The sequence below is a fragment of the Candidatus Nitrospira neomarina genome, from assembly GCF_032051675.1.
GTDB classification, from domain to species: Bacteria; Nitrospirota; Nitrospiria; order Nitrospirales; family UBA8639; genus Nitrospira_E; species Nitrospira_E neomarina.
This window is the reverse complement of sequence record NZ_CP116968.1, coordinates 1600609-1626950: the sequence shown is the minus strand read 5'-3', so window position 1 is coordinate 1626950 and position 26342 is coordinate 1600609. Positions and strand designations below refer to the sequence as shown.

24 protein-coding genes and 1 pseudogene are annotated in these 26342 nt (G+C 53.8%); 4 read left to right on the top strand and 21 right to left on the bottom strand.

The window, feature by feature from the left end; all coding sequences use genetic code 11:
• Positions 1-52: 52 nt before the first annotated feature.
• The 11 genes from PQG83_RS07295 to PQG83_RS07245 all read right to left on the bottom strand — a co-directional run bounded on the left by PQG83_RS07295 (position 53) and on the right by PQG83_RS07245 (position 13240).
• Positions 53-439: a hypothetical protein gene (locus tag PQG83_RS07295; protein ID WP_312748240.1), complete on the bottom strand. Its 387-nt coding sequence runs from the start codon at positions 437-439 to the stop codon at positions 53-55.
• Positions 436-648, bottom strand: coding sequence for a hypothetical protein (locus PQG83_RS07290; RefSeq protein WP_312748239.1), 213 nt, complete (start codon positions 646-648; stop codon positions 436-438). Before PQG83_RS07290 ends, PQG83_RS07295 begins: the two co-directional genes overlap by 4 nt.
• Positions 645-1514 (bottom strand): HNH endonuclease family protein, encoded by an 870-nt coding sequence (locus PQG83_RS07285; RefSeq protein ID WP_312748238.1) that lies wholly within the window; start codon positions 1512-1514, stop codon positions 645-647. The genes PQG83_RS07290 and PQG83_RS07285 overlap by 4 nt, the downstream gene beginning before the upstream one ends.
• Positions 1511-3301, bottom strand: a complete 1791-nt coding sequence (locus PQG83_RS07280) for an AAA family ATPase (RefSeq protein WP_312748237.1) — start codon at positions 3299-3301, stop codon at positions 1511-1513. The genes PQG83_RS07285 and PQG83_RS07280 overlap by 4 nt, the downstream gene beginning before the upstream one ends.
• 1 nt (position 3302) lies before the next feature.
• Positions 3303-5300 (bottom strand): restriction endonuclease subunit S, encoded by a 1998-nt coding sequence (locus tag PQG83_RS07275; RefSeq protein ID WP_312748236.1) that lies wholly within the window; start codon positions 5298-5300, stop codon positions 3303-3305.
• Positions 5300-7078 carry a class I SAM-dependent DNA methyltransferase gene (locus PQG83_RS07270; protein WP_312748235.1) on the bottom strand — a complete coding sequence of 593 codons (1779 nt, stop codon included), beginning with the start codon at positions 7076-7078 and terminating at the stop codon, positions 5300-5302. The genes PQG83_RS07275 and PQG83_RS07270 overlap by 1 nt, the downstream gene beginning before the upstream one ends.
• Positions 7079-7093: 15 nt before the next feature.
• Positions 7094-9517, bottom strand: coding sequence for an EcoAI/FtnUII family type I restriction enzme subunit R (hsdR, locus tag PQG83_RS07265; protein WP_312748234.1), 2424 nt, complete (start codon positions 9515-9517; stop codon positions 7094-7096).
• 815 nt (positions 9518-10332) lie between these two features.
• Positions 10333-10551 (bottom strand): DUF2283 domain-containing protein, encoded by a 219-nt coding sequence (locus PQG83_RS07260; protein ID WP_312748233.1) that lies wholly within the window; start codon positions 10549-10551, stop codon positions 10333-10335.
• A gap of 421 nt (positions 10552-10972) precedes the next feature.
• Positions 10973-11191 (bottom strand): DUF2283 domain-containing protein, encoded by a 219-nt coding sequence (locus PQG83_RS07255; RefSeq protein ID WP_312748232.1) that lies wholly within the window; start codon positions 11189-11191, stop codon positions 10973-10975.
• 37 nt (positions 11192-11228) lie between these two features.
• On the bottom strand, positions 11229-11429 hold the full coding sequence (locus PQG83_RS07250; protein ID WP_376753580.1) for a hypothetical protein: 201 nt from the start codon (positions 11427-11429) through the stop codon (positions 11229-11231).
• 482 nt (positions 11430-11911) lie between these two features.
• Entirely contained in the window at positions 11912-13240 is a 1329-nt protein-coding gene (locus PQG83_RS07245) for a BamA/TamA family outer membrane protein (RefSeq protein WP_312748230.1), read from the bottom strand.
• Between the two features lie 105 nt (positions 13241-13345).
• On the opposite strand from PQG83_RS07245, the gene PQG83_RS07240 reads away from it, so the two are divergent.
• Positions 13346-13672, top strand: a complete 327-nt coding sequence (locus PQG83_RS07240) for a hypothetical protein (protein ID WP_312748229.1) — start codon at positions 13346-13348, stop codon at positions 13670-13672.
• 112 nt (positions 13673-13784) lie between these two features.
• Here PQG83_RS07240 and PQG83_RS07235 read toward each other — a convergent pair whose 3' ends face one another.
• Both PQG83_RS07235 and PQG83_RS07230 read right to left on the bottom strand, forming a co-directional pair.
• Complete coding sequence (locus PQG83_RS07235; protein WP_312748228.1) at positions 13785-14027, bottom strand: hypothetical protein; 243 nt, start codon at positions 14025-14027, stop codon at positions 13785-13787.
• Positions 14028-14142: 115 nt separating this feature from the next.
• The gene (locus PQG83_RS07230; RefSeq protein WP_312748227.1) at positions 14143-14343 is read right to left on the bottom strand and encodes a type II toxin-antitoxin system VapB family antitoxin; all 201 of its coding nucleotides are present in this window, start codon (positions 14341-14343) and stop codon (positions 14143-14145) included.
• 179 nt (positions 14344-14522) lie between these two features.
• Between PQG83_RS07230 and PQG83_RS07225 the strand changes: the two genes are divergently transcribed.
• From PQG83_RS07225 to PQG83_RS20900, 3 genes and pseudogenes are all read left to right on the top strand, one after another.
• Positions 14523-14660 (top strand): hypothetical protein, encoded by a 138-nt coding sequence (locus PQG83_RS07225; protein ID WP_312748226.1) that lies wholly within the window; start codon positions 14523-14525, stop codon positions 14658-14660.
• 218 nt (positions 14661-14878) lie between these two features.
• Positions 14879-15112 carry a type II toxin-antitoxin system Phd/YefM family antitoxin gene (locus PQG83_RS07220; RefSeq protein WP_312748225.1) on the top strand — a complete coding sequence of 78 codons (234 nt, stop codon included), beginning with the start codon at positions 14879-14881 and terminating at the stop codon, positions 15110-15112.
• A pseudogene (locus PQG83_RS20900) lies at positions 15109-15438 on the top strand (type II toxin-antitoxin system RelE/ParE family toxin). Before PQG83_RS07220 ends, PQG83_RS20900 begins: the two are co-directional and overlap by 4 nt.
• Before the next feature lie 587 nt (positions 15439-16025).
• Here PQG83_RS20900 and PQG83_RS07210 read toward each other — a convergent pair.
• The 8 genes from PQG83_RS07210 to PQG83_RS07175 form a co-directional block, all read right to left on the bottom strand.
• Positions 16026-16691 (bottom strand): class I SAM-dependent methyltransferase, encoded by a 666-nt coding sequence (locus PQG83_RS07210; RefSeq protein WP_312748223.1) that lies wholly within the window; start codon positions 16689-16691, stop codon positions 16026-16028.
• A gap of 91 nt (positions 16692-16782) precedes the next feature.
• Positions 16783-17073 carry a type II toxin-antitoxin system RelE/ParE family toxin gene (locus tag PQG83_RS07205; RefSeq protein WP_312748221.1) on the bottom strand — a complete coding sequence of 97 codons (291 nt, stop codon included), beginning with the start codon at positions 17071-17073 and terminating at the stop codon, positions 16783-16785.
• Positions 17066-17341, bottom strand: coding sequence for a type II toxin-antitoxin system ParD family antitoxin (locus tag PQG83_RS07200; RefSeq protein WP_376753554.1), 276 nt, complete (start codon positions 17339-17341; stop codon positions 17066-17068). Before PQG83_RS07200 ends, PQG83_RS07205 begins: the two co-directional genes overlap by 8 nt.
• A gap of 150 nt (positions 17342-17491) precedes the next feature.
• On the bottom strand, positions 17492-18172 hold the full coding sequence (gene pdeM, locus PQG83_RS07195; RefSeq protein WP_312748219.1) for a ligase-associated DNA damage response endonuclease PdeM: 681 nt from the start codon (positions 18170-18172) through the stop codon (positions 17492-17494).
• The gene (locus PQG83_RS07190) at positions 18169-20649 is read right to left on the bottom strand and encodes a ligase-associated DNA damage response DEXH box helicase (protein ID WP_312748217.1); all 2481 of its coding nucleotides are present in this window, start codon (positions 20647-20649) and stop codon (positions 18169-18171) included. The genes pdeM and PQG83_RS07190 overlap by 4 nt, the downstream gene beginning before the upstream one ends.
• On the bottom strand, positions 20646-22262 hold the full coding sequence (locus PQG83_RS07185) for an ATP-dependent DNA ligase (RefSeq protein WP_312748215.1): 1617 nt from the start codon (positions 22260-22262) through the stop codon (positions 20646-20648). The genes PQG83_RS07190 and PQG83_RS07185 overlap by 4 nt, the downstream gene beginning before the upstream one ends.
• Positions 22259-23275 carry a ligase-associated DNA damage response exonuclease gene (locus PQG83_RS07180; protein ID WP_312748214.1) on the bottom strand — a complete coding sequence of 339 codons (1017 nt, stop codon included), beginning with the start codon at positions 23273-23275 and terminating at the stop codon, positions 22259-22261. Before PQG83_RS07180 ends, PQG83_RS07185 begins: the two co-directional genes overlap by 4 nt.
• A 461-nt stretch (positions 23276-23736) precedes the next feature.
• On the bottom strand, positions 23737-26163 hold the full coding sequence (locus PQG83_RS07175) for a heavy metal translocating P-type ATPase (RefSeq protein ID WP_312748212.1): 2427 nt from the start codon (positions 26161-26163) through the stop codon (positions 23737-23739).
• Positions 26164-26342 lie beyond the last annotated feature (179 nt).

Here is a 26342-nt window from a genome sequence, read left to right as displayed (position 1 = left end):
AAGAAATCTCCTTTTAAGGGTAAATCTTCAGGGTATGAGCGATTCAATGGAACTAATGTGCACGTGAAGGTTGCAAGCTATAACTGTTTCCAGTTCGTTTGGCTAGACCAGCTACAACAAATATCTGTCCAACTGTATGGACATGGCAAGGATGGTCTTTTGCCTGAAGGGGGTAGTGTTTCCTAAAGAATTTTCCATCATAGTTTCCGTCCAGGCCTAACGCACCATAACAATGTTTTAGCATTTTCAGCGGGATACAAATGGAGCTATTCTCTCCAATCTGCACTACAAACCCAGTTTCATTATTGTACCCATAGCGTGCACTCGATATGTCCTCTCGAACTTCGAGGACGATTCGATAATTTGTGTTGGGAGAGTTGATGTCCGTACCTTGGATAATTTTTTTGAGAATCTTTTCCTTGGCATGAATCCACGTCATTGGATTACCTCCGCAGATTTTTTATTACCTAAATTATTCGTGATCAGGCGGAATTGTTCGAAAGCCGCCTCGAAGTCGTTGACGATTTCCTGGGCTATTACATCGGGATCGGGAAGATTGGCGGAGTTTTCGAGGGAGTCGTCTTTCAGCCAGAAGAGGTCGAGGCTGGCTTTGTCGCGGGCGGAGATGTGCCCCTTCCCATGTTTCACGCTGCCAGCTTCAACAATTGCGGATCATTTCGAAATAGAAGACACCATTTGGCAACCGATGAGAGTTCGACATGCTTCATAGTCATAGAACGTATTTTCAGGAGATGACTCCGAACCTTTTCCTTGGCAGCTGGATTATCACCGCTAGCACTGCGGGATTTTGCGTAAAGATATTGTTCGATTTCTCGAGAGACCTTTTGCCAAATCTTTCGGCGTTCGTTAGTTAACGGTTCATGTTCGTTGAGTTTTAGCCGCAGGATGCTTACTTCTACGCGTTGCCTTTCCCACTCGGAAATTCCTGGCGCTGGGATGGCATTGCCTTCCTCATCAAAGGCAAGCAGATTCACGTCAGCGGGGTCAGTTGGGTCCAGCAGATACGGGGCTTCTGATTCTTCACATTGATTATCGAACGACGAACAGATAGAGCCTGTTTTAAGTGGAAACCAACCGCCCTTCTTGCGGTTCCCAACATTTCCGCAAAGGCGAAAATTGGTGTAATCAAAAGCTAGATACCAATACCCGTCTCGCAAGGTACCATCCAGTGCTTTGGCTTCTTTTTTTGGGCGAAAATGTTCTACGTCGTAGTGCGAATACAGTTCGCGCACTTCCGAAAACCAACACTTCCCATTTGAAAGAACTTGTAGCCAAGGTTTGAGCGAGCCCCAATGAGAAGCATGCTCATCTATAAATTGATTGCGTTCCTGGGTTTTTCCTTCTTGATGCAGCTTCTGTATGTGTATGGCATAGTCCTGTGATTTTTGTAGCCATGTGTTCCACGCTTCCTGGGACCAGGGCGACCAACCTGCAAAATCGGGGTTAGCTGGGGTATTGCATGGTGTTTTACCTTCAAACTCAATAAAGATCATACGGTTTTTTCCTCCCGTAGGATCTCATCGATAATGGCATCGGCAATTGCATCTTGTTCCTGCTGTTCGGCGGGCGTGAGGGTCTCCTTGTGAAATTTGGTGTGGCGCGCCATTTTGCTCACAAACAATGCGTAATACGGATCTTTGAAGTCCTTCGCAAACCCGAGGTCGGAAAGCTCATCGCTCAGGCGTGCAAGCTCATTATTTTCTTCACTGGTACGTTCGTTGCCCTTAGCGAACAAGTAATTACGGCGGTCCAAACGGCGGAGAGTTTCGGAGTCCACTGTGGAGCGTAGGCCAAATAAATCGCTTTTGAGCAATCCGGATACCCCCATACCCTGCGGGTCCTCGTCGGGTGTGTCCACCACCGTGCGGTTGTCTTCCCGCCTCAGAATGTGCACCTGCTCGCGTTTGAGGCTACCCACCATCATTGGGTCGTGCGTGGTGATAAGGATCTGCGATTCCCCCTGTACTAGCGCACCGGCGTTGGCACTTAAAATGCCTTCGATATCATCGAAGTACCGCAGCTTCCATATTGGGTTGAGGTGCGTGTCCGGCTCGTCGAGCAGAAACAAGCAGTGGTCTTCGCGGGTGATGCGCATGAGCCCGAGCACTGTGAGGATTTGCAACTCGCCTTCTGAGAGTTGAATGAAGCTCACCTTACCCCCATGTTCGTCTCGCTTCTTAACCGTGATGCGCACTTCGTCGATCAGATCACCGATGTAGGCGCCCTCCGCATAGCGGAAGAAGCTGTCGGTGCCACCGACTAATTCACCGAGTTGCTTGAGTTTGTCGTGGCTGGGCACGAACAGGTAGAGTTGCTTCTGCTTTTCAGTGCGGCCACGGAAGTCGATTTGCTTAGTTGCTTCCTGCTCGATGGGTGCCCAAGCGACCTGCCAGAGCTTATCGAGAAACTCGCTCACTACATTCCCCCGCGCGTACCAGAAGCGCGGATCGCCTTCGTTGAGTTCGTTCTGGTCGAATTTACCCCCGCGGCGTTTCTCACGCAGACGGTGCGGCTCCTTCAAAACGAACAGTGCGGATTCCAGGGCCTCAATATGCAGGTTCCTCAGCACCTTCTGAAACACCGGGTCATCAGAGAGCAGGCAAGCTAGGAGGACCAATTGGCTGTGCCCCCCACGGCAATAGAATAGGCGTCGCAACCGGTCAGCGCCCAGTTGCTGCATCCGGCTTTGCCCTCGCTTCTTGGCGCCCTCGATGGCGCGGATGTCGGCCTCGCTGCCGGTAAAGCCACGCAGCAGTTCTGGGGGTAACACCTCCTCTGCCACGATTTCCTGTCGGCGGTTGAAGCGGCGCTGGTGCTCTTGGAACAATAACTCAATCCGTTCGTTACGGCCGGAGTAGTAGGTAAAGATGTGCGTGGGAAGGAGGCGTGGGCCGCGTCGCGTATCCTGTTCAACCTTGTTTGGAGAATCATTTTTCGTTAGGTAATCCTGAGGGACCCGATCGCCATCCACCCATACGAAGGGATGCTTCTGCCTGGTCCTGTCGGCCTGGATGCGCACGGTGTGACCACGAATTTCATATTCCAACGTATAATCAAAGGCAGCATCACGGTTGAGGTCGATGTCGCGGAAGATCGTAATCAGCGCCTCGATCAGGTTTGACTTGCCGGTTCCATTCTGGCCGATCAGCGCGTGGCTGCGGATAAGCTTGCCAGTTGAACCCATTGATTCCCCATCACCCAAGGGAAAATGGGTGGAAAAGTTTATCGCGAAGTCGCGCAAGTTGCGAAAGTGTGGGATGGAGAGGTGGCGCAATTGCATCTCAGACTCTCGCCGTATCATCAGCCTTTTCGCGCACCTCAGCAACGACCGGCTCCTGAATCCAACCATGGGCAACTTCGGTTTTCAGTTGGGCGTAGAAGGCATCAATCTCGCCACCGAATCGTTGCCACAGATCGGTGGCGCTCATTTCGCCGTTATGCCGGATAAGTAGCGTGGCCAGGGGAGCCTGGGCTTTGACGTCTGGGCTCTGGCCCAGACGTAATGGGGCAATAAGTTCAGTTTCGGGGGCTTTCACAAAATCTTCCTCCTCTTGTTCACCAGAGAAGCCAGCTAAGTTTGCTACTGAGGATATCGCAAAATTTGCCGCTAATTTTTGCCTTTTTCCCAGCTGCACTGCGTAGCTATCGCATCCCTGGAATAAATGCTCCACTTGTTCGGCAATCAGGTCTTGTTCAAACTTAGGTGGCACAGGAACCATCAAGTTTTCTACTCCGCCAACGCGGAGATGCTTCACGGTCATACCTATCGCAGCCTCAATCATCCGAGCTTGGAAACTAGGACTGAGAATGACGTACAGGAGGAAGCGATTGCTGAAAAGTGCCGGGAAAAGGCGTATCAACATCGTTCTTTGTCCAAGGCAGACCTTTTCCCCCTCCGGGACGATTGCGGCCTCACCCATCGGTGCCTCGCGTGTGAAGAAGATGTCCCCAGGACGAGGAGGCATGCGCCTTGCCCAGTATTCATAGGTCTCTTGGGAAATTTTCTTCGTGTTTGTCAGATCCATCCGTCCATTGCGGATGTCGGTTGTACGGACAAGATGGACGCCGTCGGAAACATAAGGCGCCGTCTTATTGTGGCAATCCACCAAGGCTTGTGATATTTGGAGCAAAGATGCCCAACTCCAGTGTCGAGGTAACTGGTCTATAGGCTGGGTCACAGTATGGGTGCGCAGCTTCTTCAGCATTGTATGCGCTTCTTTTTTCTCTTGGTCCGTGGCATTGCTTGCCCATTTGACTCGTTTAGCCTCAATGGCTGCTAATAATTCTGCCCCGCTAGAGGCCGCATGTTGTTCCGGGGGAAGCAACTGTCCAGTCACCGCCAGATCAAGCACCATGCCCTTAAATTGATCTACATCCTCTGGCTGGGTAAACAACTGCCAGAAGTTGGTTTCCAGTCTCGCCCAGGCAAGTCGCAGTTCGTGGGGGCTTTGGGCGTTGGCAACGGCATGCAGCGAGGATTGGCGAACGGCGTTTTGCAATTTGCGACGCTCTTGCTGCTGCGTTTCCAACTTGTCACATAGGGCCATGAGTTCATCGACTTTTGCAACGATGCGGCCTTGGTCTTCCTTTGGCGGGAATGGAAACAAGGCCTCGCGCACAGAGTCTGTTCCCAGGCGCGGAAGGTTCATTCCATGGGTGGAACCGCTGGCATAAGCTATAAAGTATGGTGACTTGAGGTACCAGCGGAGGTAGGCGGCGGCTATGCCATCAAAGAACGAAATGGGGTTTATTTCTGTTGTACAGACACCGGGGGAGTCTGCGATCAGGACCTTGTCGAGATAAGGTCGCAGTTTTCCGTATAGCACTGCGCCAGCCGGGAAACCGTTCTTTGTGCTCTTGAATTTTCTATCTTTGGCGAGGACTCTAGTGAGTAGCTTGGACGTTCCTTTTTCAACATCCTCTAGCTCAAGAACCCAGGTGTGTTCCCCGACATCTGAATATCCGACTTTCAGCGCATCTCCGTAGTTCGTTACGGCACCAAGGCGTGTCCACCTCCAGCTGGTTGGCAGCTTCCAAGGTATTTTCGCCTCTGCTACAGGGCGAGGCGCAGGCTGGCGTTTTAACTCTCGACGCGAAATTAGCTCACGCTGAAGACTTTGATTGCGTTTAATTAGTTCCCCTGCGGATACATCGCCAGCTTTTTCCTCTGTAAGTCGACCGCTTATCGCCAACTGAAGAACTAGCCCCCGAAGCCGCCCCACCCCCCCCGGCGCATTTGCAATATGTCTAAACTCGCCTATGAACTGCTGTGCATCCATCAGGCGTCCTCGTCTGCGAAGTGATGCGCCATTGCAGCGGCCAGTTCGCTCTTCAGCTGGGCTTCCGTCTCCTCAATCTGGCCGAGCAGGATTTTGTACTTTTCTAACAGTACGTCGGGGTCGTGAGTTTCTTCTTCCGGTGCGGTGGGGTTTTTGAGGTCGAGGTTGTAGATAGGCCAGTAGAGTCGGTCTCCGGATGCCTTAGCGTCGCGGGCCTGCAGGCGTAGCGGTTCGGCCTGCTCGCGCAGAGACACGATCTGGCCTTCGACCTTTTCGCGGTGCGTTGCGTCGGTACTGCCCACGAGGCCATTGCGCAATTTGCGGGCCTGGCCTTCCAGTGCGGAGGCTTGGTTGTTTAGTTCTTCGGCGCGTTGCCAATGCGGTCGGGCAGCGGCCTCTGCTTGTTCGCGCTTGGTTTTGAAATCCACCTTCCAGGCGAATTCGTTTTCCACTCGGTCGGTAAAATCATTGTCCTCGCTCCCCCACCACTCCTGCTCGGGTTTGAATTCCTCGAAGCGGATGGGCTTGGTCTTAGAGTAGCTCTTGTAGCCGGGTGGATAGGGGTGCTCGTAGAACCAGATAATATCGGTGTGGAAATGTTCTGTGCCGTCATCAACCACTGTGCCTTTGGTGAAGAACAGCAGATTGGTCTTAATGGTGGTGTAAGGGGCAAACACGCCCTTGGGCAGGCGGATGATGGTGTGCAGATTGCAATCGCGCAATAGCAGCCGCTTTAACGTACCTTTGATGCCGTCCCCGAACAAAAACCCATCGGGCAGCACCACGGCGGCGCGGCCGTTCTCCTTGAGAAGCTTTTTAATGATAAGCGCAATGAACATATCCGCTGTCTCGCGGGTGCGGAAATCGGCCGGGTAGTCGCCCCCTACCGAGTCATCCTCGTACCCACCGAATGGAGGGTTCGTGATGAGACACTCCACCTTGTCGTGGGCGCTCCATTCGTTCCAACCGATGCCAAGGGTGTTCCGGTGTTCGATTTGACTGGGCACGTCGATCCCGTGCAGCAGCACATTGGTGGTGCAGAGGAGATGTGGGAGCTGCTTCTTTTCGATGCCACGAATGAGTTTCTCAATCGCACGCGTGTCGTCGGCGCTCGATTTGGCCGTGAGCTGCTTGCGGAAGTGATCGATGACGGCAGTTAAGAACCCGCCCGTGCCGCAGGCTGGGTCCATGACCTTCTGCCGTTTCTCCAGTCGAGGATTGACGCGGTCCACCATGAACTGCGTGATCGCCCGTGGCGTGTAAAACTCGCCCGCATTCCCGGCGCTTCTCAGGTCATTGAGTATTTGCTCGTAGACGTCACCCAGGCTGACCCGGGTTTTTAGATCATGGAAGTTGATAGCTTCTTCCAGTTTTTCAATCACGGCCAACATCAATGGACCGGACTTCATGTAATTGTTGGCATCTTCGAACACTCGTTTGATGACCTGGTGCATCGGGCTCTTCGATGGTTCGATCTGTTCCTTGAGTGTGGGGAACAGTTGGTTGTTGACGAAGCCGAGCAGTTCGCTGCCCTGGATTTGCGGCTGCTTTTTCCCCTCGGCGTCGGCCTTGTAAGCAGCCCAATTTCGCCAGCGGAATTGCTGGGGAAGCGGGGACTCGTAAGCGGGGTTGTCGTCTTCCCATTCCTCTTCACGTTGATCAAAGACCTTGAGGAACAGCATCCAGGACAACTGCCCGATTCGTTGAGCATCACCGTCGACGCCGTCGTCCTTGCGCATGATGTCTTGGATGGACTTAATGGTACTGCTTAGATTCATGAAACTCTCACTTTGTTAGGCGCTTTTATCATAGAGTGCGTGTTCCAGTTCGGTAATGGCTTGGGAATAATTTTCCGATCCACCGAAGATGCCGCGCCGGATTTGTGTTTTTGTTCCGTATTTGTCAAACGGTGGCAATTCCAAAACATTTGAATCTTCGATGTCGGTAATGCCGTGATCAGCATATTTATCTAATAGCGCTTCGAGCACTTCTCGTGCTTGGTCACCGTATTTGCCAAAGTAGTTGCGCTTCTTTACCGCATTTGCACGCTCCTGGCGAGTGAGGGGGCGCTGGTCAAAGGCAATGTGCGCAATGAGGTCGAATATGTCGAGGTCCGCGCTATTTGGAATAGCCTGCTGTAAGACTTCCATAGGAATACCTTGATCTTTGAGTTCTTTCACGATTGCTTGCTTGCGTTCGGCTTGGCTCCAACGACGCAAAAAATCGGTGAGGGAGCCGAACTGGGCAAGGAGGGACTTTTTAATCTCGTTTTTGAGAAAAACGCGATAATCTTCGGAGACAAGTTTCCCGTCGGTGTCGAGGTATTGCGAGCGCTCGATGGCCGTGCGCACTTCAACATCGTCCACGTAGTATTTGGTTCGACCTTCTCCGATTTCGCTAGTGTCACTAACACTAGACGGTTCTGGCGTGTACGGGGGAAAGGGAAGTTCTGCTGTTCCCTCTAGAGGTGGCTTTGTGGTGTCTTCCGGCGGAACGACAGATTCCTCGGGCTTCGGCTCGTAAATTACTACGGGCTCGCCATCAAAGTTTTTGTCGGCAAACAATCTTGTGGCACCTTTAAAGTCCATGATTGTGAAGTATAGTTTGTCGTAATCCTCCCGAATGCGGGTGCCTCTCCCGATGATTTGCTTGAATTCGGTCATTGAGTTGATGTTTTGATCGAGCACGATGAGCTTGCAGGTTTTGGAATCAACGCCGGTTGTCAGTAATTTAGAGGTGGTTGCTATAACGGGGTAAGGCTCATCATTGTCGATAAAGTATGAAAGCTGCGCTTTGCCTTCGTTATCGTCACCGGTGATGCGCATGACGTAACGGCGGTTGCTTGCTGCGGCTGGAATAATTTCCACCAACGCCTGTCGCATACGTTCGGCGTGATCCTGGTCGTCGCAGAAGACAATGGTTTTGGCCATAGGGTCAATGGCCTCCAAATATTCCCAGATGCGCCGCGCCACCAGTTTGGTGCGTTTCTCCAGCACGAGGTTTCGGTCGAAGTCTTTGGTGTTGTATTGGCGTTGCTCGACTGCTTGGCCATGTTTGTCACGCTTGCCCTTTTCTGGTGCGTACCCCAGGGCGTCCGCATCGGTAACGATACGGATGACCTTATATGGAGCGAGGAAGCCATCTTCAATTCCTTGCTTGAGCGAGTAAGTGTAGATAGGCGCACCAAAATAGGTTTTATTGCTGATCTCTTTGGTTTCCGTTGGTGTGGCTGTGAGGCCGAGATGGGTTGCGTTGCTGAAGTAGTCGAGCACTTCATGCCAAGCTGAATCGTCTGCGGCGCTGCCACGATGACATTCGTCAACCACGATGAGATCGAAGAAATCCGCCGGGAATTGTCGGTAGATCTGCTTCCACTCTTCCTTTCCCGTTACCGCCTGGTAAAGTGCAAGGTAAATCTCGTAGTTCTTTTTTACCTCGCGGTTGGTGATTTTATGCATAACCTCACTGAAAGGTGCGAAGTCTTGCTGCATGGTCTGATCGACCAGAATATTGCGATCGGCGAGGAACAGGATGCGTTTTTTCTTTTTGGCCTTCCAAAGGCGCCAGATGATCTGAAAAGCGGTGTAGGTTTTGCCAGTTCCGGTTGCCATCACTAGGAGGATGCGTTGCTGTCCTTTGGCAACCCCTTCAATTGCGCGGTTGATCGCGACCCGCTGATAGTATCGAGGTTCTTTGCTGCTGGCGTCAGTGAAATAAGGTTGCTCGACGAGCTTGAGTGCGCCCGCTTCCGTTAATCCTTTCCATTGTTGATACAACGGCCACAGTTCGTCACAGGGTGGGAACTGATCCATGTTCAATTCCCTTTCCACAGGTTGCGACAAACCGGTTCGATCATGGAAAAGAAAGCCATTACCATTGGAGCTGATTGCAAAAGGAATATCGAGCATTTCTGCATAGGCTAGGGCTTGTTGCATGCCGTGGCCGACTGAAAATTTATTTTGTTTTGCTTCGATGACGGCAATTGGGATGCTGGGGCGTGCATACAAAACGTAATCGGCCCTTTTAGGGCCACCCTTGGCGTCTGGATTCTTAATTCTCGCAGCTAGCTTGCCACGGACCATAACGCGACCATCGGTCAGCTTAACCTCCTCACGAATCTGTGCCAAGATGTCCCACCCGGCCTGCTGGATGGCGGGAGTGATGAACTTGGTGCAGATGTCACGTTCAGACAGCGTCTTCTTGTCGGGGGAGTTCATAGAGGTTTCGAGCGTTTTGAAAATCTAGGAAGTACGATTGTTTTGCGGCGAAACTCTAGACCGCACCGGTTTCACACAATCTGGTGGCTATGCTACCCAACTCGTTGAAAAATGTACAGAAAATTTGTGCATAAAATTTTGTCGTTGCATGTTGATTTGCGGGGTTGGGCTGGGCACAGATCCTTCGCCGGAACTCAGGATGACAATGCAGGGGAGAAGGAATGATTCATAGGAAGATGGGTAGCCGAATACTCGCAACGGTATGAACGGAACGAAGAGGAATTACCTCTGATGAAATTCAGAGTGATATATTTGCACACGTTTCCTTTCGGAAATATAGACCCGGTTTGATTCCACATTTTTTCCGCGAAACTTCGAGGGTGATTGTCCTATATTCTGATAACTAGAATTGGGAAAATTCTTTTGAAGTTATGATGATTTTATGATGGCTCTAGTTTGGATTCGCGAGGTGGCCTTGAGATTTCAAGAGCGGGATTGCCGGGTCTCGGCCCGGCAGCCGAGGTCCTTTTGTTTCGGCAAAAGGACCCAAAACCATTGACGCCCCGTCTGGCCTCATGGGAGGGGAGGGACGCTAACCTGAGAAGAGCGGACCAACTCGCAGGGCTCACACAAGGTCCGCAACGGATAAGAGCGTCCCTCCCTGGGGCCAGCCGGCAGGCGTCGGAACATAGGCGGAGATTTTTTCAGAAATGCCTATGAAAGAAGGAGGAGCACAGGCATGATAGAGAGAATGGGTGAAGGGCCGAGTTGCGGAAAGGTAGATTCCGGCAGAGGTGCGGGAGCGGAGGGGTCTGTTATTCGGCTACGGAATGAACGGAAGCTGGCAGTTTGTTTAAGGTTAATTCCTTGAGATGCACCTTGGAGCTCGCATTATCAATATCAATGCCTACCAGATTGCCTGCAGCGTCATAATCCAGGACAATTCCCTCCGATACCTCCCGGCTTTCTACGCTGGGGTGTTCGGTCAGATCGATGTAGAGTGAATCGGTGTCTGGGTAATAGTTCAATTTCATGGTCTGAATCCTCGATCAGGAAAGGCATTGTGAATTGTCTTTTTATCGGCAAGTGTGATGACACGTAATATCCGACCATCAAGTTCAGCTATCGGTCCCCAAAATCGAAAACGATTTTCTTCTTGAGGTTCGCTCTTAGATGGATTTTCTACAACTTGAATGCACCAGTCTTTTTTGAGATATGGGCGTTTACGTAATACTTCTTTCTCAAAATATTCTGTGAATGTGTAACTCTCCACGATGCTAACATACTTGGTTTTCCAATGAATGGCTAGTCTTCAGGTGTCTCATCAAGAGAAAAGCTTTTGAAGGTGGAGCTTGGGCTGATGAGGCACGAAAAGCAGGATTCCGGAAAACCCTTTTAATTAAGAGAAGGTGGAGAAGGGTACATGGTGTTGGAAAGTCCTACCTTCCGGGTTGCTTAATGCCCGGTTTGAACCACGGTTTCGACAGCAAGTGTTTTCTGTGAGTTGGCAGGTGTGTAATGGAGTTTTTCAAACCCGATCACGTGACCGGCTTTATCCTTCATGAGAATGACTTCTTCATTTGTTTCTTCGCAGACATGCTCAAGGGAAGGATCATCCAACCATACTGTTAAGGTATGGCCCACGGTGTCATGAATGACTTTGATTTTTTCCATATTGGTTTTCCTGTCTTTATTATGCAGGTCAGAGACGCTACACGTCATTCCACACCTCATCCTCAGAATTGTCCCAGATATGTTTCATGGCCGGAGTCTGGGCGAGCTTGAGTTCCTCAGCTAGTCTGTCTTTGAGCCCATGTTTCAACTCAATGTACCCGATGAAATCTAAGACTTCCTTGGCTAAAGGTTCGGGAAGTATTTGAATTTCTCGCATGATTTGTTCTGCCGTTGAGATGGTGTGGTCCTCTTTTTTTCGTTCTAAGGGATTCCTTAGAAGAATGTACCCAACCTATTGCTTAAAGTACAGAATTTTGTAGGGCCGAGGGTCGGCCCGGCAGGCGAAGGCAGGGAATTCGGGGTTTCGTCCCCGAACGACGAGCTACTTTTGTTTCGGCAAAAGTAGCCAAAACCATTGACGCCCCGTCTGGCCTCATGGAAGGGGAGGGACACTAATCTTTTGAAGAGCGGACCAACTCGCTCCGCTCAGACAAGGTCCGCAACGGATAAGAGCGTCCCTCCCTTTGGCCAGCCGGCAGGCGTCGAGTTAACAGGTTGCCTGTTAATTGCGCGTTAGCCTGGTTTGCCGACCTGAAGTCGATAGGAAGACTGCGAAGATAGATGCATTCATGAGGAAAGAATAGGACTCAACAACGGACGTGCTCTTCGAGACACATCATGCACAGATGGTCCGGCTGGTTTTCTTTCATGGCGTACAGGTTAAAAGGGGAGGCCGAAGCCTGCTGTGAAGTTCATCCCGTCTTCCGAGAATCCGAAATCGGCGCGAAAGATGGCTGCACGCTCCAACGTGAATCGGGCGCTGACCCCGTAGCTCTGGCGCACGCGTTCCTGGAAGAATTTTAATCCGTTCTCTGCGACACTGCCGACTTCGTAGAAGAGCGCCAGCCCAAGGCGCTCGATCCGGAGATATCGCCAGATGGGGAAACCGCGTGGGAGGACCCAGACGCGATATTCTGTGGCCGCAGCCCAGGCCGCATCATCCCGCCAGCGACCGGCGATGTACCCGCGTAGCACCCGGCTGCCGCCGAGGGTCGGCCGCGCAAAAAACGGCAGGTTGCCGGAGCTTAGTTGGCTCTCGAGGTGGAGCGCGATGGTGTCGGTCGGCGGATGCTCTTCGCCCACGTCTCCTCCATCGTGGAAGAGCCCTGGAACGGGGATCAGCTGGTCGCCGAAGAGTTGGTAGATTACACCCCGGTTCCAATCACTCTGGAGAAGCGCGGCATCGACTCTCCCGCCCAGGACCGTCCCGCGGTAGGGATTGCGCTGGCTGTCACGCGTGTCCCAGCGAATGCCGCCGCCCACCCACCCGAGAGCATAGGGATCCGCCTCGGCGAAGAGCCCCGGAAACTCCCTGTCGGTTTGCCCGGCGCCCCCAACGCGGCCCCGGCTGAGCCAGTGGTGTTCCACTCGCACATCCAACTCGAGGACGACGTCTTCAAACGATCCCTGAAGCGACTCCGAGAGACCCAGTTCGAGAAAGGCGATCTGGTCGGTATAGCTGGTCTCCTGACTTTCCTTGGTCGATGGCCCGATCCCGAAGAAGCGGCTGGTTAGCGTCTTGCGATATCCCCCGCCCGCGCTGACGAAACTGCGTTCTTCCTGGAGCACGCCACCCGTGGGGACTTCGAGATGCTTGAGCCACCGTCGCCACCGCAACACATAACTCTGTTGGCCCTCGGTCGTGTGGGAGAGAAAGGCCCCCAGGAATTCACGACGACGTTGCGCACGAAAATCGATGTCGGTGATGGCCACGCCCAATCCGGCGCCGACAGCGGAGTTGGCGAAGAAGAACGGAAGCAGGAAGCTCGAGACCAGGAAGCGCTCGAAGAACCCGCCGGGCTTGAGTCGGCCCTCGGGGATATAACGCCAGCGTTCGGGCTTGGTGACAAGCGCGGCTTTGTCGATGCTGGGAATCCGGCCATTCTGGTCCATTCCTCGATAAGGGTCGTAGACCACCTCCTTCTCGACCGCGGCAGAAGCGGGGACGCTGGTTTCGGCTTCTACCGGAAGCGCGAGCAGGAGGAGCATCGGCAGGACCCAGGCTATGTAGGATGAGACGCAACGGATTCGACGACCATTCATCATGCTATTTGTCGAGACTTTCGATGGATATTTTTCCCCTGTTCCATTCGCATGCTGTGTCTTGATCAGGCGCGAATCTGGTTGATCAACGAACCCGCGACCATGCTACCCAACCCGTTTAAAAAAAGTACAGAATTATTCTTTATGAATGTTTGGCGGTCGATTGATACCGGGTCTCGGCCCGGTAGCCGAGCCACTTTTGTTTCGGCAAAAGTGGCCAAAACCATTGCCGCCCCGTCTGGCCTCATGGGAGGGGAGGGACGCCAACCTTGTGAAGAGCGGACCAACTCGCTCTGCTCAGACAAGGTCCGCGAAATGCTCAGAGCGTCCCTCCCTGGGGCCAGCCGGCAGGCGTCGGAATTACGGTCCGTCTGGTGATTTTGGCGTCAGCGACCTGAAGGTGGGAAATAGGGGAGATTTTTTCCTATTTTTTCTGTTCCCGATGCGGGATTTCGGGGAAGTGGGAGGAAGAGAGGAATCAAGGCAATGATTATTCGTAGACTTGAAGATGTAGTTTGATTGCGCCTTTTTGAAGTGGACTATCAGCGGTCCATAAACCACAACCTGTTAGTTGAGCGGAGGCCAGGAGATTGATATCTACCCATACCAATCCTGATCCATATAATTTTTGAGACTCAAGCAGGTGTAAGACTTCGTGGTCGTCGGCTATTTGTGCCTTGGGAAGTGCTTGGAGCAGGGCTAAGATTTCTGAGGATTTTTTTTCATTCCACACGCGAGTTTACCAAAGACATACGAATGGGTGAGGACCAAACTTTCTTTGAGGAAGGTTGCGAGACGTAGACTTCCTGCTCTGAGATGGTTGACCCAAACGGATATGTCAACGACCATCATGATTTGGGGATCGATCGCCGTCGCGGAGGCAACCGTAGTTGCTTTTCTGATCCCCCAAGTTGAGCCAGGCGCCGTCCAGCTTCTTTGGAAATGAGAGCCTCAAGCCCGAGCCGGACTAAGGAGGCTTTTTCTTTCACACCGGTCAATGTTGCGGCTTTTTCCAGAAGGGCATCATCAATATTTAGCGTCGTTCTCATATGTATGAACATGCTCTATTTATGTATATACGTCAACAGCATTTTGGTTGTTGAGGAGACGGCAATTGGTGCTTGTTGAACTATGTCGAGGGCGGTGTGAGAATTTGAGGGTTTAAATTATGACGGTGTTTCGGCCCGGCAGCCGAGGTCCTTTTGTTTCGGCAAAAGGACCCAAAACCATGGACGCCCCGTCTGGCATTATTGAAGGGGAGGGACGCCAACCTTTAGAAGAGCGGACCAACTCGCTCTGCTCAGACAAGGTCCGCTACATGCGAAGAGCGTCCCTTCCTGGGGCCAGCCGGCAGGCGTCGAAATAACGGTCCGTCTGGTGATCGGAGCGACGGTGGTAGTAATGAGGTAAGAAGCAAGGTGAAAGCCTGAGATCAGGAGGAAGACATTGGATCAAGTCAAGAAAAATGCGTGCTCCCACTTTATTGAACATTCACTCGGTGGAAAATTTTGTGGTATTGGGATAGATTTTATCTGTCAGTATCAGACTGAATATGGTTCGACTTAAGGATCGAGGAGGCTCTGTATGAAAATTACGTCAGACATCAAACCGATTTCCTATCTCAAAGCGAATGCGGCCGCATTGTTAGACCAAATAAATAATACCCATCGCCCCGTCGTCATAACACAAAATGGTGAACCCAAAGCCGTCCTTCAGGATCCCCAAAGTTATGCGGATATGAGAAATGCCCAGGACGGCAAGACGCGAACCCAAGCTGAGGTATTCAAGAATTTAGCGTCTCGATTGCAGCGACGATGAAACAGGTTTATAAGGTCATTTGGGCGGAAATTGCGGAAAATGACCTGCAGACGATTGTTTCCTACATCGCCGAGGATAGCGTTTCCCGGGCCTTACAGATTCTGCGCAAAATTACGAAATCCGCTTCAAAACTCTATCAGGCTCCAATGCGAGGCCGAATTATCCCTGAACTCTAAGCCCAAGGGGTGTTGCAATACCGTGAATTGATTGTGTCTCCCTGGAGAATTATCTATCGAATTGCAGGGCAAAAAGTTTTTGTTCTTTCCGTTCTTGACGCACGCCAAAATATCGAAGATATCCTACTCAAGCGACTCCTCACTATGTGACGGCTGCCAGTTCAGGCCTGTTGAGCATTATTCGACTCTTTTCATTGCTTATGAACAGTTCTCATAAATGGTTCAACTGAAGGATGAGTTGAGAATGGGAACCGAGCCACTTTTGTTTCGGCAAAAGTGGCCAAAACCATGGACGCCCCGTCCGGCCTCATGGGATGGGAGGGACGCCAACATTGTGAAGAGCGGACCAACTCGCTCTGCTCAGACAAGGTCCGCCAAATGCTCAGAGCGTCCCTCCCTGGGGCCAGCCGGCAGGCGTCGGATTAAAATTAAACCGTACCGAGGCAAACCCACGGAGGGCGGACCAACTCGCGAAAGGTCGGTGCTTGTGTTGTCGCTGCTACTGCTTTGCTAGATCCTTCGGTGCCCTCAGGATGACAACGGGGAGCAGGATAATGGAGTGGCACAGAGACAAAGGGGGGCAGGATAACGGAGTGACACAGGAGACAGAGGGAGGCAGGATAACGGAGGGGCAGAGGAGACAGAGAGGTGCAGGATAATGGAGTGGCACCGGATGACGAAGGGGCGCAAGAGGAAAAGGTCGCAGGAGGCGAAGGGGTCAAGGATGCCTGGGGCGGCTACTGCTGCTGGGGTATGAGATAGATGTCGAAGCGGTGTTTTTTGGTTTTGATGGAGGCCTGGGGTTTGATCCCGGCGAGATACTCTGCAGAGGCGGGGCGTTTGACGACGACACGGTTTGTGGCAATCGTGAGCGCGACCTTCAGTAATTCATCGGCATCGGTGTCCTGGCCGACGACATCCTGGACCATTCGCATGGCTTTTTTGACTAAGGCTGTTTTGTCTTTTACGGGAAACATGGGATCGACATAGATGACCTCGGGTGCAAACGGCACCTGGAGCAGCGCCTGACGACTATCGCCACAGGTGAAGGTCAGTTTGTCTTTGATGAGCGCGCCAATTTTCTCATCGGCTGCGGCACGACGTAAGCCGTCTTCCAGAAGTGTGCCGATTATTGCCGATCGCTCGATCATATGCACGCGGCAGCCCATGGTGGCCAGCACAAAGGCGTCACGCCCCAATCCGGCGGTGGCATCCACAATTGTCGGGCGTTTACCTTTTTTGATGCCGACGGCTTTGCTGATGGCCTCCCCACCGGCGTGGCCATATTTTCTCCGATACGCGGTTTTGCCGGACACAAAGTCAATGACCACCGGCGTCATGTCCGGCGCATCCTGATCGATCAATTGCCATTGCTGATTGTGTAATTGCAGGCAATACTTCATCTGTGTATTGACGGATTTCTTTGGAAATGATCTCAGTAGGAAGATGGGGGAGGGGAGATTCCTGGCAGAGGCGCGCAGTCATCCAGACGATTTACATGTGGATGTCCGGATTCATACTTTGGTGGATGACTCTGGCGATCACAATCCGCTTCTTTCCCATTTTGTAAAAAATTGAGTGGGGGCCACATTCGAACCGGAAATACCCGGGCAGAATTTCACTGCAATCTCTTCCCAATGTTGGACTGTCGGCCACCTGCAGCAGGCAATCCCTGAGCGAGAGGAAATATTCATCCGCCACATTTTGCCCGAATTGCTGGATGGAAAATTCATAGGTTCGCTGGAGGTCCTGGTCTGCCTTTTTTGAGAGTTGATACTCACTCATTGTCCACACATCGTTTTTTCACATCGTTCATAATATCCTCAACTTTCCGGCGGCTCACACCGCTGCGGTCTCCTTCAAGGAGTGCCCGTCGTAACACTTCGATTTTTTCCTGATCCCGCCGGATCAGATGACGCACGTACTCGCTGGCGTTTGCGTATTTTCCCGTTTCAATCTGGCCCTGCACCCAGTCTTTCATGGGATCGGGGACCGACACGTTCATCGTTGCCATAGATTCGCCTCCGTTTTGCATTTTGGCATAGATGGGCAATCCGTTCCAACCGGGTAATTCCTGTCTACTCTGCGCGTGAAGGGGATCGCCATAAAGAAAATTGACTCGATGCCGGTCAAAGACTGAAGGGGATCACGCCATTGGGTCCTGATGGAACGGTTGAGATCGAACACCGGACTGATGTGGAGTTCAGGGTGGTGGAATTTCAATGACTTCCTCCGGGCCGATAAAAAAAATCCGGTCGCCGGGAATGCGTGAAATGTTGTATCCCCCGGTGAATGTGCCGAACGCCGGGAGGACTGCCGAGTTTGCTCGGAACCAGAAGACCGGACTTCGGAGACGGTCTCCATGGCCGGCAAGTAAAAAGGTGGGATGAAGATGCCCGGCGAGCGTAAAGAGTCCTTCAGAAGTGACGGGTTGGTGGGCATAGACAAAGGGGGCTGCGACATGGGGTTCATCGAGCCACGTGACCTGCGAACCGAACACCCCCCGAGCCCTGACGCGATCATGGTTGCCGGCGACCACGGCAATATCCAACGACGCATGCACATTCAACCATCGTAAAAATTCATCCGGCCACGTTTCGTTCGGGTCCGGAGCTGTGTGCATTAAATCACCGAGTACCATCAGTTGATCCGGACGATACCAGGAGATGAGCCGGGAAAGACGCAAAAGATTTGAGGGATGAATCCCGTACGGCATGGCCAGGCCCGCCCGTCCGAAAACCGATTCTTTCCCCAAATGGATATCGGCCACCAGCAAGGTCCGTGTGGCCGGACGATAGAGCGCACGTTGACTATGGAGAATGAGAGTTTCTCCCGCACACTCAATGACCACTTCGTGATGATCACCGGTTCGCGTCGCGTTCATCGGCGATGTCCGGTCGGCACGCGTGGCATCCTGACACTCCGGCGCTCGTGGGATTCCTTCTCCAGCGTGGCGATCATGTTCAACACCCGTTCCCGCCAGGTTTCGCTGGAGATCGTTTGACTTTGTATCCGCTCGGCCCAGAGCGGAAAGGCCAGGGGCGTCAGGCGTTTCGGATGCGTGAGAACCAGTGTTTGGGTGCCTATGCGCGTTAAGATCGTGGTCAGTCGTGTCGATTGAAGTTGGTTCTCCAACACCTCCCGCCACGCTTGATCCAGAAGCAGGTTGTGAGGGTCATAGGCGGTGAACACATCGTAAATAAGACTGCTTGAGGCTTGTATTTGTTTGGTGGTTTTATTCTTCCCCGGGAATCCCTGAAAGACCAGTCCGGCGATGCGCGCGATATCCCGAAACTGGCGGCGGGCGAGTTCCGTGGTGTTCACACATCCGTGAAGATCCTCCAATAAATTCTGCGTCGTCATCATGTTCGAAAGAAGGGGTTCGTCCAGGTCGGGATCTTCTTTCGATAATAATTCGAAACCGTAGTCATTGACGGAAAGTTTGAACGTCATCGGACGAAGGCGGGTCAACCTGTAGGCCAGAAGGGTCGCCAGACCTTCATGCACCAGGCGCCCGCCGAAGGGGTAGCAAAACAGGCTCACGCCCTCCCGTCCTCTCACCATCTCACATAAGAGGATAGAGGGATCGGGGATGCGGGACCAGCGGTGTTGGAGGGTCAGCAGATCCCGGACGGCCTGCATTTCGGGATCGGGGACATCCTCCGATCGGGAACGTCCGAGCAGAGCCAACACGCTGTCGGCCAATTCACTACTAAGCGGCATGCGCCCGCCCTGCCATCGGGGCACCGTTCGTGCTCCATTCTTTGCCTGTTGCACGTAGGCCGTCATGTCTTGGACCATCACCAATTTGACCAGTCGGCCGGCAAACAGAAAATGATCGTGTTTCCTGAGCTTGGCGATAAAATCCTCTTCCACATGCCCGAGGATGCCTCCACGCAGCCACTGGACCCGCATGGCGGTGTTGCTGGTGATCGTTCCTATGCTCATTCGATGGTGGGCGGCAAGACGTCGATCCTCCACCCGATACACCCCATCGCGCTCGATAACTTTATGGAACTGGGGATAGCCCTGGAGTGTTTGGCCTCCCCGGGTAATAAAGTCCAACACCCATTGCCATTGCGCGTCTTGAAGGCCGGCGAAGGCCATCGTGGATTCGATTTCCTCCCGCATGGCCTTGGCTTCAAACCCGCTGCCCAGGCCGATCGTAATGAGATGCTGCGCAAGCACATCCAGACACAACCGGAGAGGGGGCCTGGATTCCAACAGGCCGGCTTCCGCCGCATGCCGGGCTGCGGCAATTTCGACGAGTTCAAAGGCATGGGTGGGGACGCACATCACCCGGGATTCGGCGCCCGGTTGATGACCGCTCCGGCCGGCACGTTGTAAAAGCCTGGCGACGCCTTTGGGACTTCCCACCTGAATGACTTGGTCCACCGGGCTGAAATCCACTCCAAGATCCAGAGAGGAAGTGCACACCACGCAGCGCAAGGCCCCGGCCCGCAAATTTTGCTCGATTCGAAGACGCAGCGATTGGTCGATCGATCCATGGTGAAGATCGATCACCGGCTGCCAATCGGGCCGGGCTTTCACAAGGGCTTCTGCCCACTGTTCGGCCTGCGCCCGCGTATTGGTAAACAGCAAGGTTGTTTTCCTGTTTTCCAACAACTCCACGACTTGAGGTAGAAGCTGAAGCCCTAAGTGGCCACTCCAGGGGAACTTTCCGGCTGAGACCGGAAGGACCGCTTCGATGTGCGTGGTTTTGGGTTGCGAATCCCGGATCAGTATTCCCTTCCCTTGCGGACCCAGCAAGGCCTGCATGGCCTCATCGACATTCCCCAAGGTGGCCGAGAGACCCCAGGTCTGCAGGTCCGGCCGCCAGCGGCGAAGTCGGGCCAGACACAACTCAAGCTGAACCCCGCGTTTGGTGCCGATGAGTTCATGCCATTCGTCGACGATCACGGTATGCAGTCGGGAAAACAATTGCTCTCCTTCAGCGTAGCTCAACAGCAATGATAAACTTTCGGGGGTGGTGATGAGGGCGTCAGGAGGCTTTTGCCGTTGTCGGGAACGGACGGATGAGCCGGTATCGCCCGTCCGGATCTCCACTCGCCAGGGCAGATCCAGAGCCTCGACCGAATCCCGTAGGTTCGTGACCAGGTCGTTGGCCAACGCGCGCAGAGGAGTAATCCACAACACCTGCAACCCTTTGTTCTCGGCGGGGGTCTCGAGCGCGCGACGAACCGGGCCTAGCCAGGCGGCCAAAGTTTTTCCGCTACCGGTCGGAGAGTAGATCAATCCCGACCGCCCTTCGCGATAGGCCCGCCAGGCCTCCCGTTGAAAGCGGAATCGGGTCCACCCTTTCGCCGTGAAATACGCGTTGATTCGTGCGCTTGTCCTCATGCGTTTCCGGTCTCAGAAAGGGAATGAACATCGGCAAGCGAGTCGGCATCTTTGGGATGAAGATCCCGTCGCCATCGGGCAATTCGGGGAAACCGGACCGCCACACCCGATTTGTGCCGGGATGACCGGTTGATCGCCTCGAAGGCCAATTCGAAGACTTGTTCGGGTTTCACGGAGCGCACGGGTCCGAATCGTTGAAGCGTATTTTGTCGTATCCATGTATCCAATTCAGAAATTTCGTCATTGTTCAGCCCGGAATAGGCCTTGGCAATGGGCACCAATTCCTGATCCTGCCACACGCCGAATGTATAGTCGGTGTATAAATTGGCGCGGCGCCCATGGCCCGGTTGGGCATACATCATGACCGTATCGAGGGTGTGAGGAGTGATTTTCCATTTCCACCAATGCCCGCGCCGGCGCCCGACTTCATACATGGCGTGCCGGTGTTTCAACATCAACCCTTCCACGAGTCGCCCCCGCGATTCCGTTTGCCATTGGGCGGCCTCCTCCCAGGTGGTCACGGGCAGCAGTGGTGAAATTTTTACAACCGGTCCGGCTTGAACGAGGAGCGACTCCAATAGGACGCGTCGTTCCGTGGTCGTATGCTGACGCATGTCCTGACCTTCATGCTCGATGAGATCATAGGCCATAAAACAAATGGGAATGTCCTGCAGCAGTTTTTTGCCCACCGTCTTGCGGCCGAGCCGGCGTTGCAGGATCGTAAAAGGCATCACGCCTGTCTCCTCCGACCAGGCCAAAATTTCTCCATCAAGCACAGTCCCATCCGGTAAGTTATACGCGGCGTCCCTCACTTCAGGATAGCGATCGGTGACCAGTTCTTCCCCGCGGGTCCAGATGTAACATGCCCCGGGCCGTCGCAGGAGTTGGGCTCGAATACCATCCCATTTCCATTCCACCATCCATTCGCGGGGCTCTCCCAATTGCGCTTTCAGCTCCTGAGGAGTTTTCTGGTGCTCAAAGGGGCTGGCCAGGCAAAACGGGTAGGGGCGGGAATGATCAGTGGAGCCGTCATCCGGCGCAATCAGTTGTTCATAAAATTCCGGAGTCGGTTCCCAATGGCCCATCAGCCGGTGCAGTATGACCGACCTCGGTAACTTAGCGTTGTCGGCTAAGGCGCGAGCGACCAGAAGATGAGAGACGCCAACCCGGAGTGAGCCGGTCAGGAGTTTATTCACCAAATAGCACGTATCGTAATCCAGACGTTGCCACCAGCCTTGAACCCGCCTGCGCTGTTGGTCCGGAAGTTCCCTGCCTAATACCAGCATTTCTTCCTGGATCCATTCCGATAGGGAGTGCTCGAGTAACGTAGCGTGTCGGGAATGGGTCAACAGCGCCGCGGTCTCAGCCAGATCGCCGACAGTGGCGTATGTTTCTTCTACCAACCAGGCCGGAAGATTTGAGACTTCGATCATCCACTGTCTCAAATTGGCTGGTCCCACAAGGCGCTTGAATCGGCGGCCAGATAGAAAGTACAGCGCCCAGGCCGCATCGTCCGGTGGGACCGACTCGAAATATTTCTGCAGGGCCGCGAGTTTGCCGTTCGTCGAGGTCGTTTGATCCAACGCCCGGTAAAGATTGGCAAACCGTTTCATATCGACTCCAGGTCCGCAAACGGTGATCCCAGGCTGATCGCATCCACGCCCTGTTCGTTGAGGTACCGGACCAGAATATCGGAATGTCCATGATGCAATTGGATATGGCTCGCTCCGCTGTCGCCAAACGTTTGTAACAGAGAGGGCCAGTCTGCGTGATCGGACAGAACAAAGCCCCGATCATATCCGCAGCGACGGCGATTGCCGCGAACCCGCATCCAGCCGGAACAAAATCCCGTCTGAGCACCTTTAAACCGTCGCATCCAGGGTGATCCCAGCGCGCCGGGAGGAGCCAGGATCAGTTCACCGGAGTAATCGCGTTTGTTTTGCAGATCGATTTTCTCCGTTGGCAACATGAGAATGTCCGCCTCTCGATAGATATCCACGATGGGAGCCACGGCACCATGCAGAAAGACCCTCCGGTCGGTAAGTTTGTTGAGCTCAGCCAGTACACGCTGAGCCTTGCCCAACGCGTAACAGAACAAGACCGAGACCTGATGGAGTTCGATGTTTTCGTCCCACCACGCCAGGATGTCCCGGGCCACCTGCTCGGCGGGGGGCCAACGATAAATAGGAAGGGCAAATGTGGCTTCGCTGATCAACGTATCGCAGGGAACGACCTCAAACGGCTGACAGGTTGGATCGTGGTCCCGTTTAAAATCTCCGGTGACCACCCAGACCTCTCCTTGATGCTCCACGCGGACCTGAGCAGAGCCAAGAATATGCCCGGCCGAGTGCAAACTGACTGTGGTGTCACCAAGAGTAAACGGTTCACCATACGAAAACGTGCGCAAAGAAATGTCGTTCGATAACCGTTTTTGCAAAATCGGTGATGATCCAATGGTGGTGAAGTAAGTCTCGGCGACATTTCTGGCATGATCGGCATGTCCGTGGGTGATGACGGCCCGTTCGACCGGTCCCCGGGCCGGATCGATGTAAAACTTTCCCTGTGGGCAATACAGCCCGTGAGAAGTCATTTTGATCAATGCGGTTTCAGGTGCAAAAGAAGTCATATTGGCTTTGTCTAGAGGTAATTCATGATTGTATCAAATGGGCGTACCTTCCAAGGTTGGCGGAGGTCTTCCGCTTCCTTCAGAAAAGGATATATATGGTTTGGGAAGGAGAAAAAGACGAAAAGGTTAGACGGGCGACTTATGGCGGGCCTTGTGAGGAGGGGAGATGCGTAAGCCCTTTGTGTGGCATCGCCTGTCGACAGCGTTGAAAAGAATTCGAGATATGTTGAGACAACGGTTCAGGTGTGACGCTGTTATGAGAGCCAATAAAAACGTTGGCTCCAATTCCTGAAGCCAGATACCGGAACAATGATCTATTTCTCGGGAGATCTCCCGGCTAAGCGATATCCTCCATTTCATTCAGGATGACAAGAATATAACGGTCCTGTCGCCGCAGAAGCCGGGAGGAAACGGGTCCGCTTCTTCCCGGCTGCCTGGGCCATCAAGTTGGCTTACGATGCTCAGTTCTCCGGCGACCACATGCGGAGCCGGAGGCTGTTGGTGACGACACTGACGGAGCTGAAGGCCATGGCCGCACTGGCCAGGATGGGGCTAAGCATCATGCCCCAGATGGGATAGAGGATGCCGGCCGCAACCGGAATGCCTACGACATTATAGATAAAGGCCCAGAACAAATTTTGCTTCATGGTTTTCATGGTCTGCCGGGCCAATTCGATGGCGGACCCGACTGCCCGCAGATCATTGCGCATGAGGGTGATATCGCCGGCCTCGATGGCAATATCGGAGCCTGCTCCCATGGCGATGCCGATATCCGCCTGGGCGAGGGCGGGTGCATCGTTCATCCCGTCACCGACCATGGCGACAACTTCTCCTTTTTCCTGGAGCCGCGTGATTTCCGCCACCTTTCCTTCCGGTAAGGTACCCGCCACGACCCGTGTGATTCCGGCCATTCGTGCTACCGCTTCTGCGGTTTGTTGATGATCCCCTGTGAGCATCGCCACCTGATACCCGAGCCGGTGCAAGCGGTCGACGACGTCGCGGGAAGAGGCTTTCAGCGGGTCGGCAATAGCCACTAAAGCCGCCACGGTTCCGTCGATGGCCACATACACGGGGGTTTTCCCTTCCCTGGCGAATCGCTCGACATCCTCCTGGATTGCGCCGGTCTGGATTTTTAACTCAGACATCAGGGCCTGGTTTCCCACGGCGACCTTGTAACCTTCGACGATCCCCACGGCACCCCGTCCTGTCATCGCTTGAAACGCGTGCACCGGAGCCAATGAGTCTTTCCGGGTTGTGGCATGCCGCACGATAGCCTGGCCGAGCGGATGCTCCGACGAACTTTCCACCGAGGCGACGAGACGAAGGATCTCTTGTGCGGTGTGGGTGGTGCCGGGGGCCGACAGAATTTCGGTGACGGCCGGTTGTCCTTCGGTGAGCGTGCCGGTTTTGTCCATCACGATGGTCGTGACCTTACTTGCCCGTTGGAGCGCTTCTCCACCTTTGATGAGTATGCCCAGTTCGGCACCTTTTCCGGTGGCCACCATGACGGCCGTGGGCACGGCTAATCCCATCGCACAGGGGCAGGCGATGATCAACACCGACACCGCGGCGACCAGGGCGCGTATGGCAGGGGCGGTATCCGCCATCACAAACCAGACCATAAAAGTGGCAATCGCCAGGGAGAGGACCACGGGAACAAATATTCCGCTGACACGGTCGGCAAGTTTTTGAATGGGTGCGCGCGACCCCTGGGCCTCGCGCATGAGTTGCACAATGCGAGAGAGCACACTGTCTGTGCCCAAGGTTGTGGCGTGATACTGAAACGCCCCGGTGGTATTCATGGTGCCCCCGATCAGGCGATCGCCGGGCCGTTTGTCGACGGGCATGGATTCTCCCGTCAGCATCGATTCGTCGACTGAGCTGGTTCCGGCGAGCAAGGTGCCATCCACCGGGATGCGTTCTCCGGGACGGACCAGCACGGTGTCTCCGGTTCGCATGTCTTCGACCGGAATCTCCCGTTCCAGGCCATCCCGGATGATCCGGGCGGTTCGGGGTTGAAGCGTCATGAGTTTTCGCAAGGCCGCCGATGTTTGGCGCTTGGCCCTGCATTCAAGTGCATTGCCTGTCAGGATCAACGCGATGATCATGATGACGGCTTCGTAATAGAGTTCCGGCGCCATGCCCCGGCCCAGAAAGATCTCGGGTGCGAGAGTAGCCAGGAGGGAAAAGAGAAAGGCTGCGCCGGTGCCGACGGCCACCAGGGTATTCATGTCGGCGGAATGGTGGCGGAAGGCGGCCCAGGCCCGCGTATAAAAATGTCTGCCTGCCCAGGTCATGACGAAGACGGTCATGACGAGCAGGGTGAATGCCAGGATGTTTGGATTTATGGCATAGAGGTTGGGGGCGAATGATGTGAGGGCGGGTGTCATCCATCCCATGATCCAGTGCATGAACGGATCGGTTACCCCACCGTGCGGGTGTGTGGGTGCGGCACTCATGAGCGGCATGGAGAGCACCATGGCAACTACCCCGAGTATTCCGCTGACCACCGCCTTGTTGCGAAATGATCGAAATTCCTCCGCCTGCTTGTGTTCCTGTTGCGCCTGCTCATCCTGGTCGTTGTGATCCGACGAATTGATCTCCGCTTCATACCCGGTCTGTGTAATGGCCAGTCTGACCGTATCCGGTGTCGTGGTGCCGGGATCGTAAATCACCTCAGCCGATTTCAACATCAGATTGACTGAGGCCTGAATGACGCCGGGTTCCTTGTCCAGGGCACGTTGCACGCGGATTTGGCAGGCCGCGCAGGTCATCCCGCCGACCGAAAGACTTACCCGTCGGGGAGGGCTCATGTCAGGGGATTCCTCCCGTTTCCTCCCGGTGGGATGTGATCGTATGCTCTCTGGTTTTGCGATGACGGTGTTCATGTCTGTTTCCTTATTCTTGTTGCACGATGTGAATTGGGTACCATGTGATTTCATTTTCAGATATTAAAAAATAGGCTGCCTCGGTTCGGGTCTCACCTGCTGTCATCCTGAGGAACTCTGTCATCCTGAGTGAAGCGAAGGATCTGGCTCAGCCTAGATATCTGCACCTGGGCACAGAT

Excerpts from the sequence above, each read along its gene's own strand:
- PQG83_RS07295 (WP_312748240.1), bottom strand. The coding sequence starts at position 439 with ATGACGTGGATTCATGCCAAGGAAAAGATTCTCAAAAAAATTATCCAA.
- PQG83_RS07285 (WP_312748238.1), bottom strand. The coding sequence starts at position 1,514 with ATGATCTTTATTGAGTTTGAAGGTAAAACACCATGCAATACCCCAGCT.
- PQG83_RS07280 (WP_312748237.1), bottom strand. The coding sequence starts at position 3,301 with ATGCAATTGCGCCACCTCTCCATCCCACACTTTCGCAACTTGCGCGAC.
- PQG83_RS07275 (WP_312748236.1), bottom strand. The coding sequence starts at position 5,300 with ATGGATGCACAGCAGTTCATAGGCGAGTTTAGACATATTGCAAATGCG.
- PQG83_RS07270 (WP_312748235.1), bottom strand. The coding sequence starts at position 7,078 with ATGAATCTAAGCAGTACCATTAAGTCCATCCAAGACATCATGCGCAAG.
- hsdR (WP_312748234.1), bottom strand. The coding sequence starts at position 9,517 with ATGAACTCCCCCGACAAGAAGACGCTGTCTGAACGTGACATCTGCACC.
- PQG83_RS07260 (WP_312748233.1), bottom strand. The coding sequence starts at position 10,551 with ATGAAATTGAACTATTACCCAGACACCGATTCACTCTACATCGATCTG.
- PQG83_RS07255 (WP_312748232.1), bottom strand. The coding sequence starts at position 11,191 with ATGGAAAAAATCAAAGTCATTCATGACACCGTGGGCCATACCTTAACA.
- PQG83_RS07245 (WP_312748230.1), bottom strand. The coding sequence starts at position 13,240 with ATGCTCCTCCTGCTCGCGCTTCCGGTAGAAGCCGAAACCAGCGTCCCC.
- PQG83_RS07240 (WP_312748229.1), top strand. The coding sequence starts at position 13,346 with ATGCTGTGTCTTGATCAGGCGCGAATCTGGTTGATCAACGAACCCGCG.
- PQG83_RS07230 (WP_312748227.1), bottom strand. The coding sequence starts at position 14,343 with ATGAGAACGACGCTAAATATTGATGATGCCCTTCTGGAAAAAGCCGCA.
- PQG83_RS07225 (WP_312748226.1), top strand. The coding sequence starts at position 14,523 with ATGGACGCCCCGTCTGGCATTATTGAAGGGGAGGGACGCCAACCTTTA.
- PQG83_RS07220 (WP_312748225.1), top strand. The coding sequence starts at position 14,879 with ATGAAAATTACGTCAGACATCAAACCGATTTCCTATCTCAAAGCGAAT.
- PQG83_RS07210 (WP_312748223.1), bottom strand. The coding sequence starts at position 16,691 with ATGAAGTATTGCCTGCAATTACACAATCAGCAATGGCAATTGATCGAT.
- PQG83_RS07205 (WP_312748221.1), bottom strand. The coding sequence starts at position 17,073 with ATGAGTGAGTATCAACTCTCAAAAAAGGCAGACCAGGACCTCCAGCGA.
- pdeM (WP_312748219.1), bottom strand. The coding sequence starts at position 18,172 with ATGAACGCGACGCGAACCGGTGATCATCACGAAGTGGTCATTGAGTGT.
- PQG83_RS07190 (WP_312748217.1), bottom strand. The coding sequence starts at position 20,649 with ATGAGGACAAGCGCACGAATCAACGCGTATTTCACGGCGAAAGGGTGG.
- PQG83_RS07185 (WP_312748215.1), bottom strand. The coding sequence starts at position 22,262 with ATGAAACGGTTTGCCAATCTTTACCGGGCGTTGGATCAAACGACCTCG.
- PQG83_RS07180 (WP_312748214.1), bottom strand. The coding sequence starts at position 23,275 with ATGACTTCTTTTGCACCTGAAACCGCATTGATCAAAATGACTTCTCAC.
- PQG83_RS07175 (WP_312748212.1), bottom strand. The coding sequence starts at position 26,163 with ATGAACACCGTCATCGCAAAACCAGAGAGCATACGATCACATCCCACC.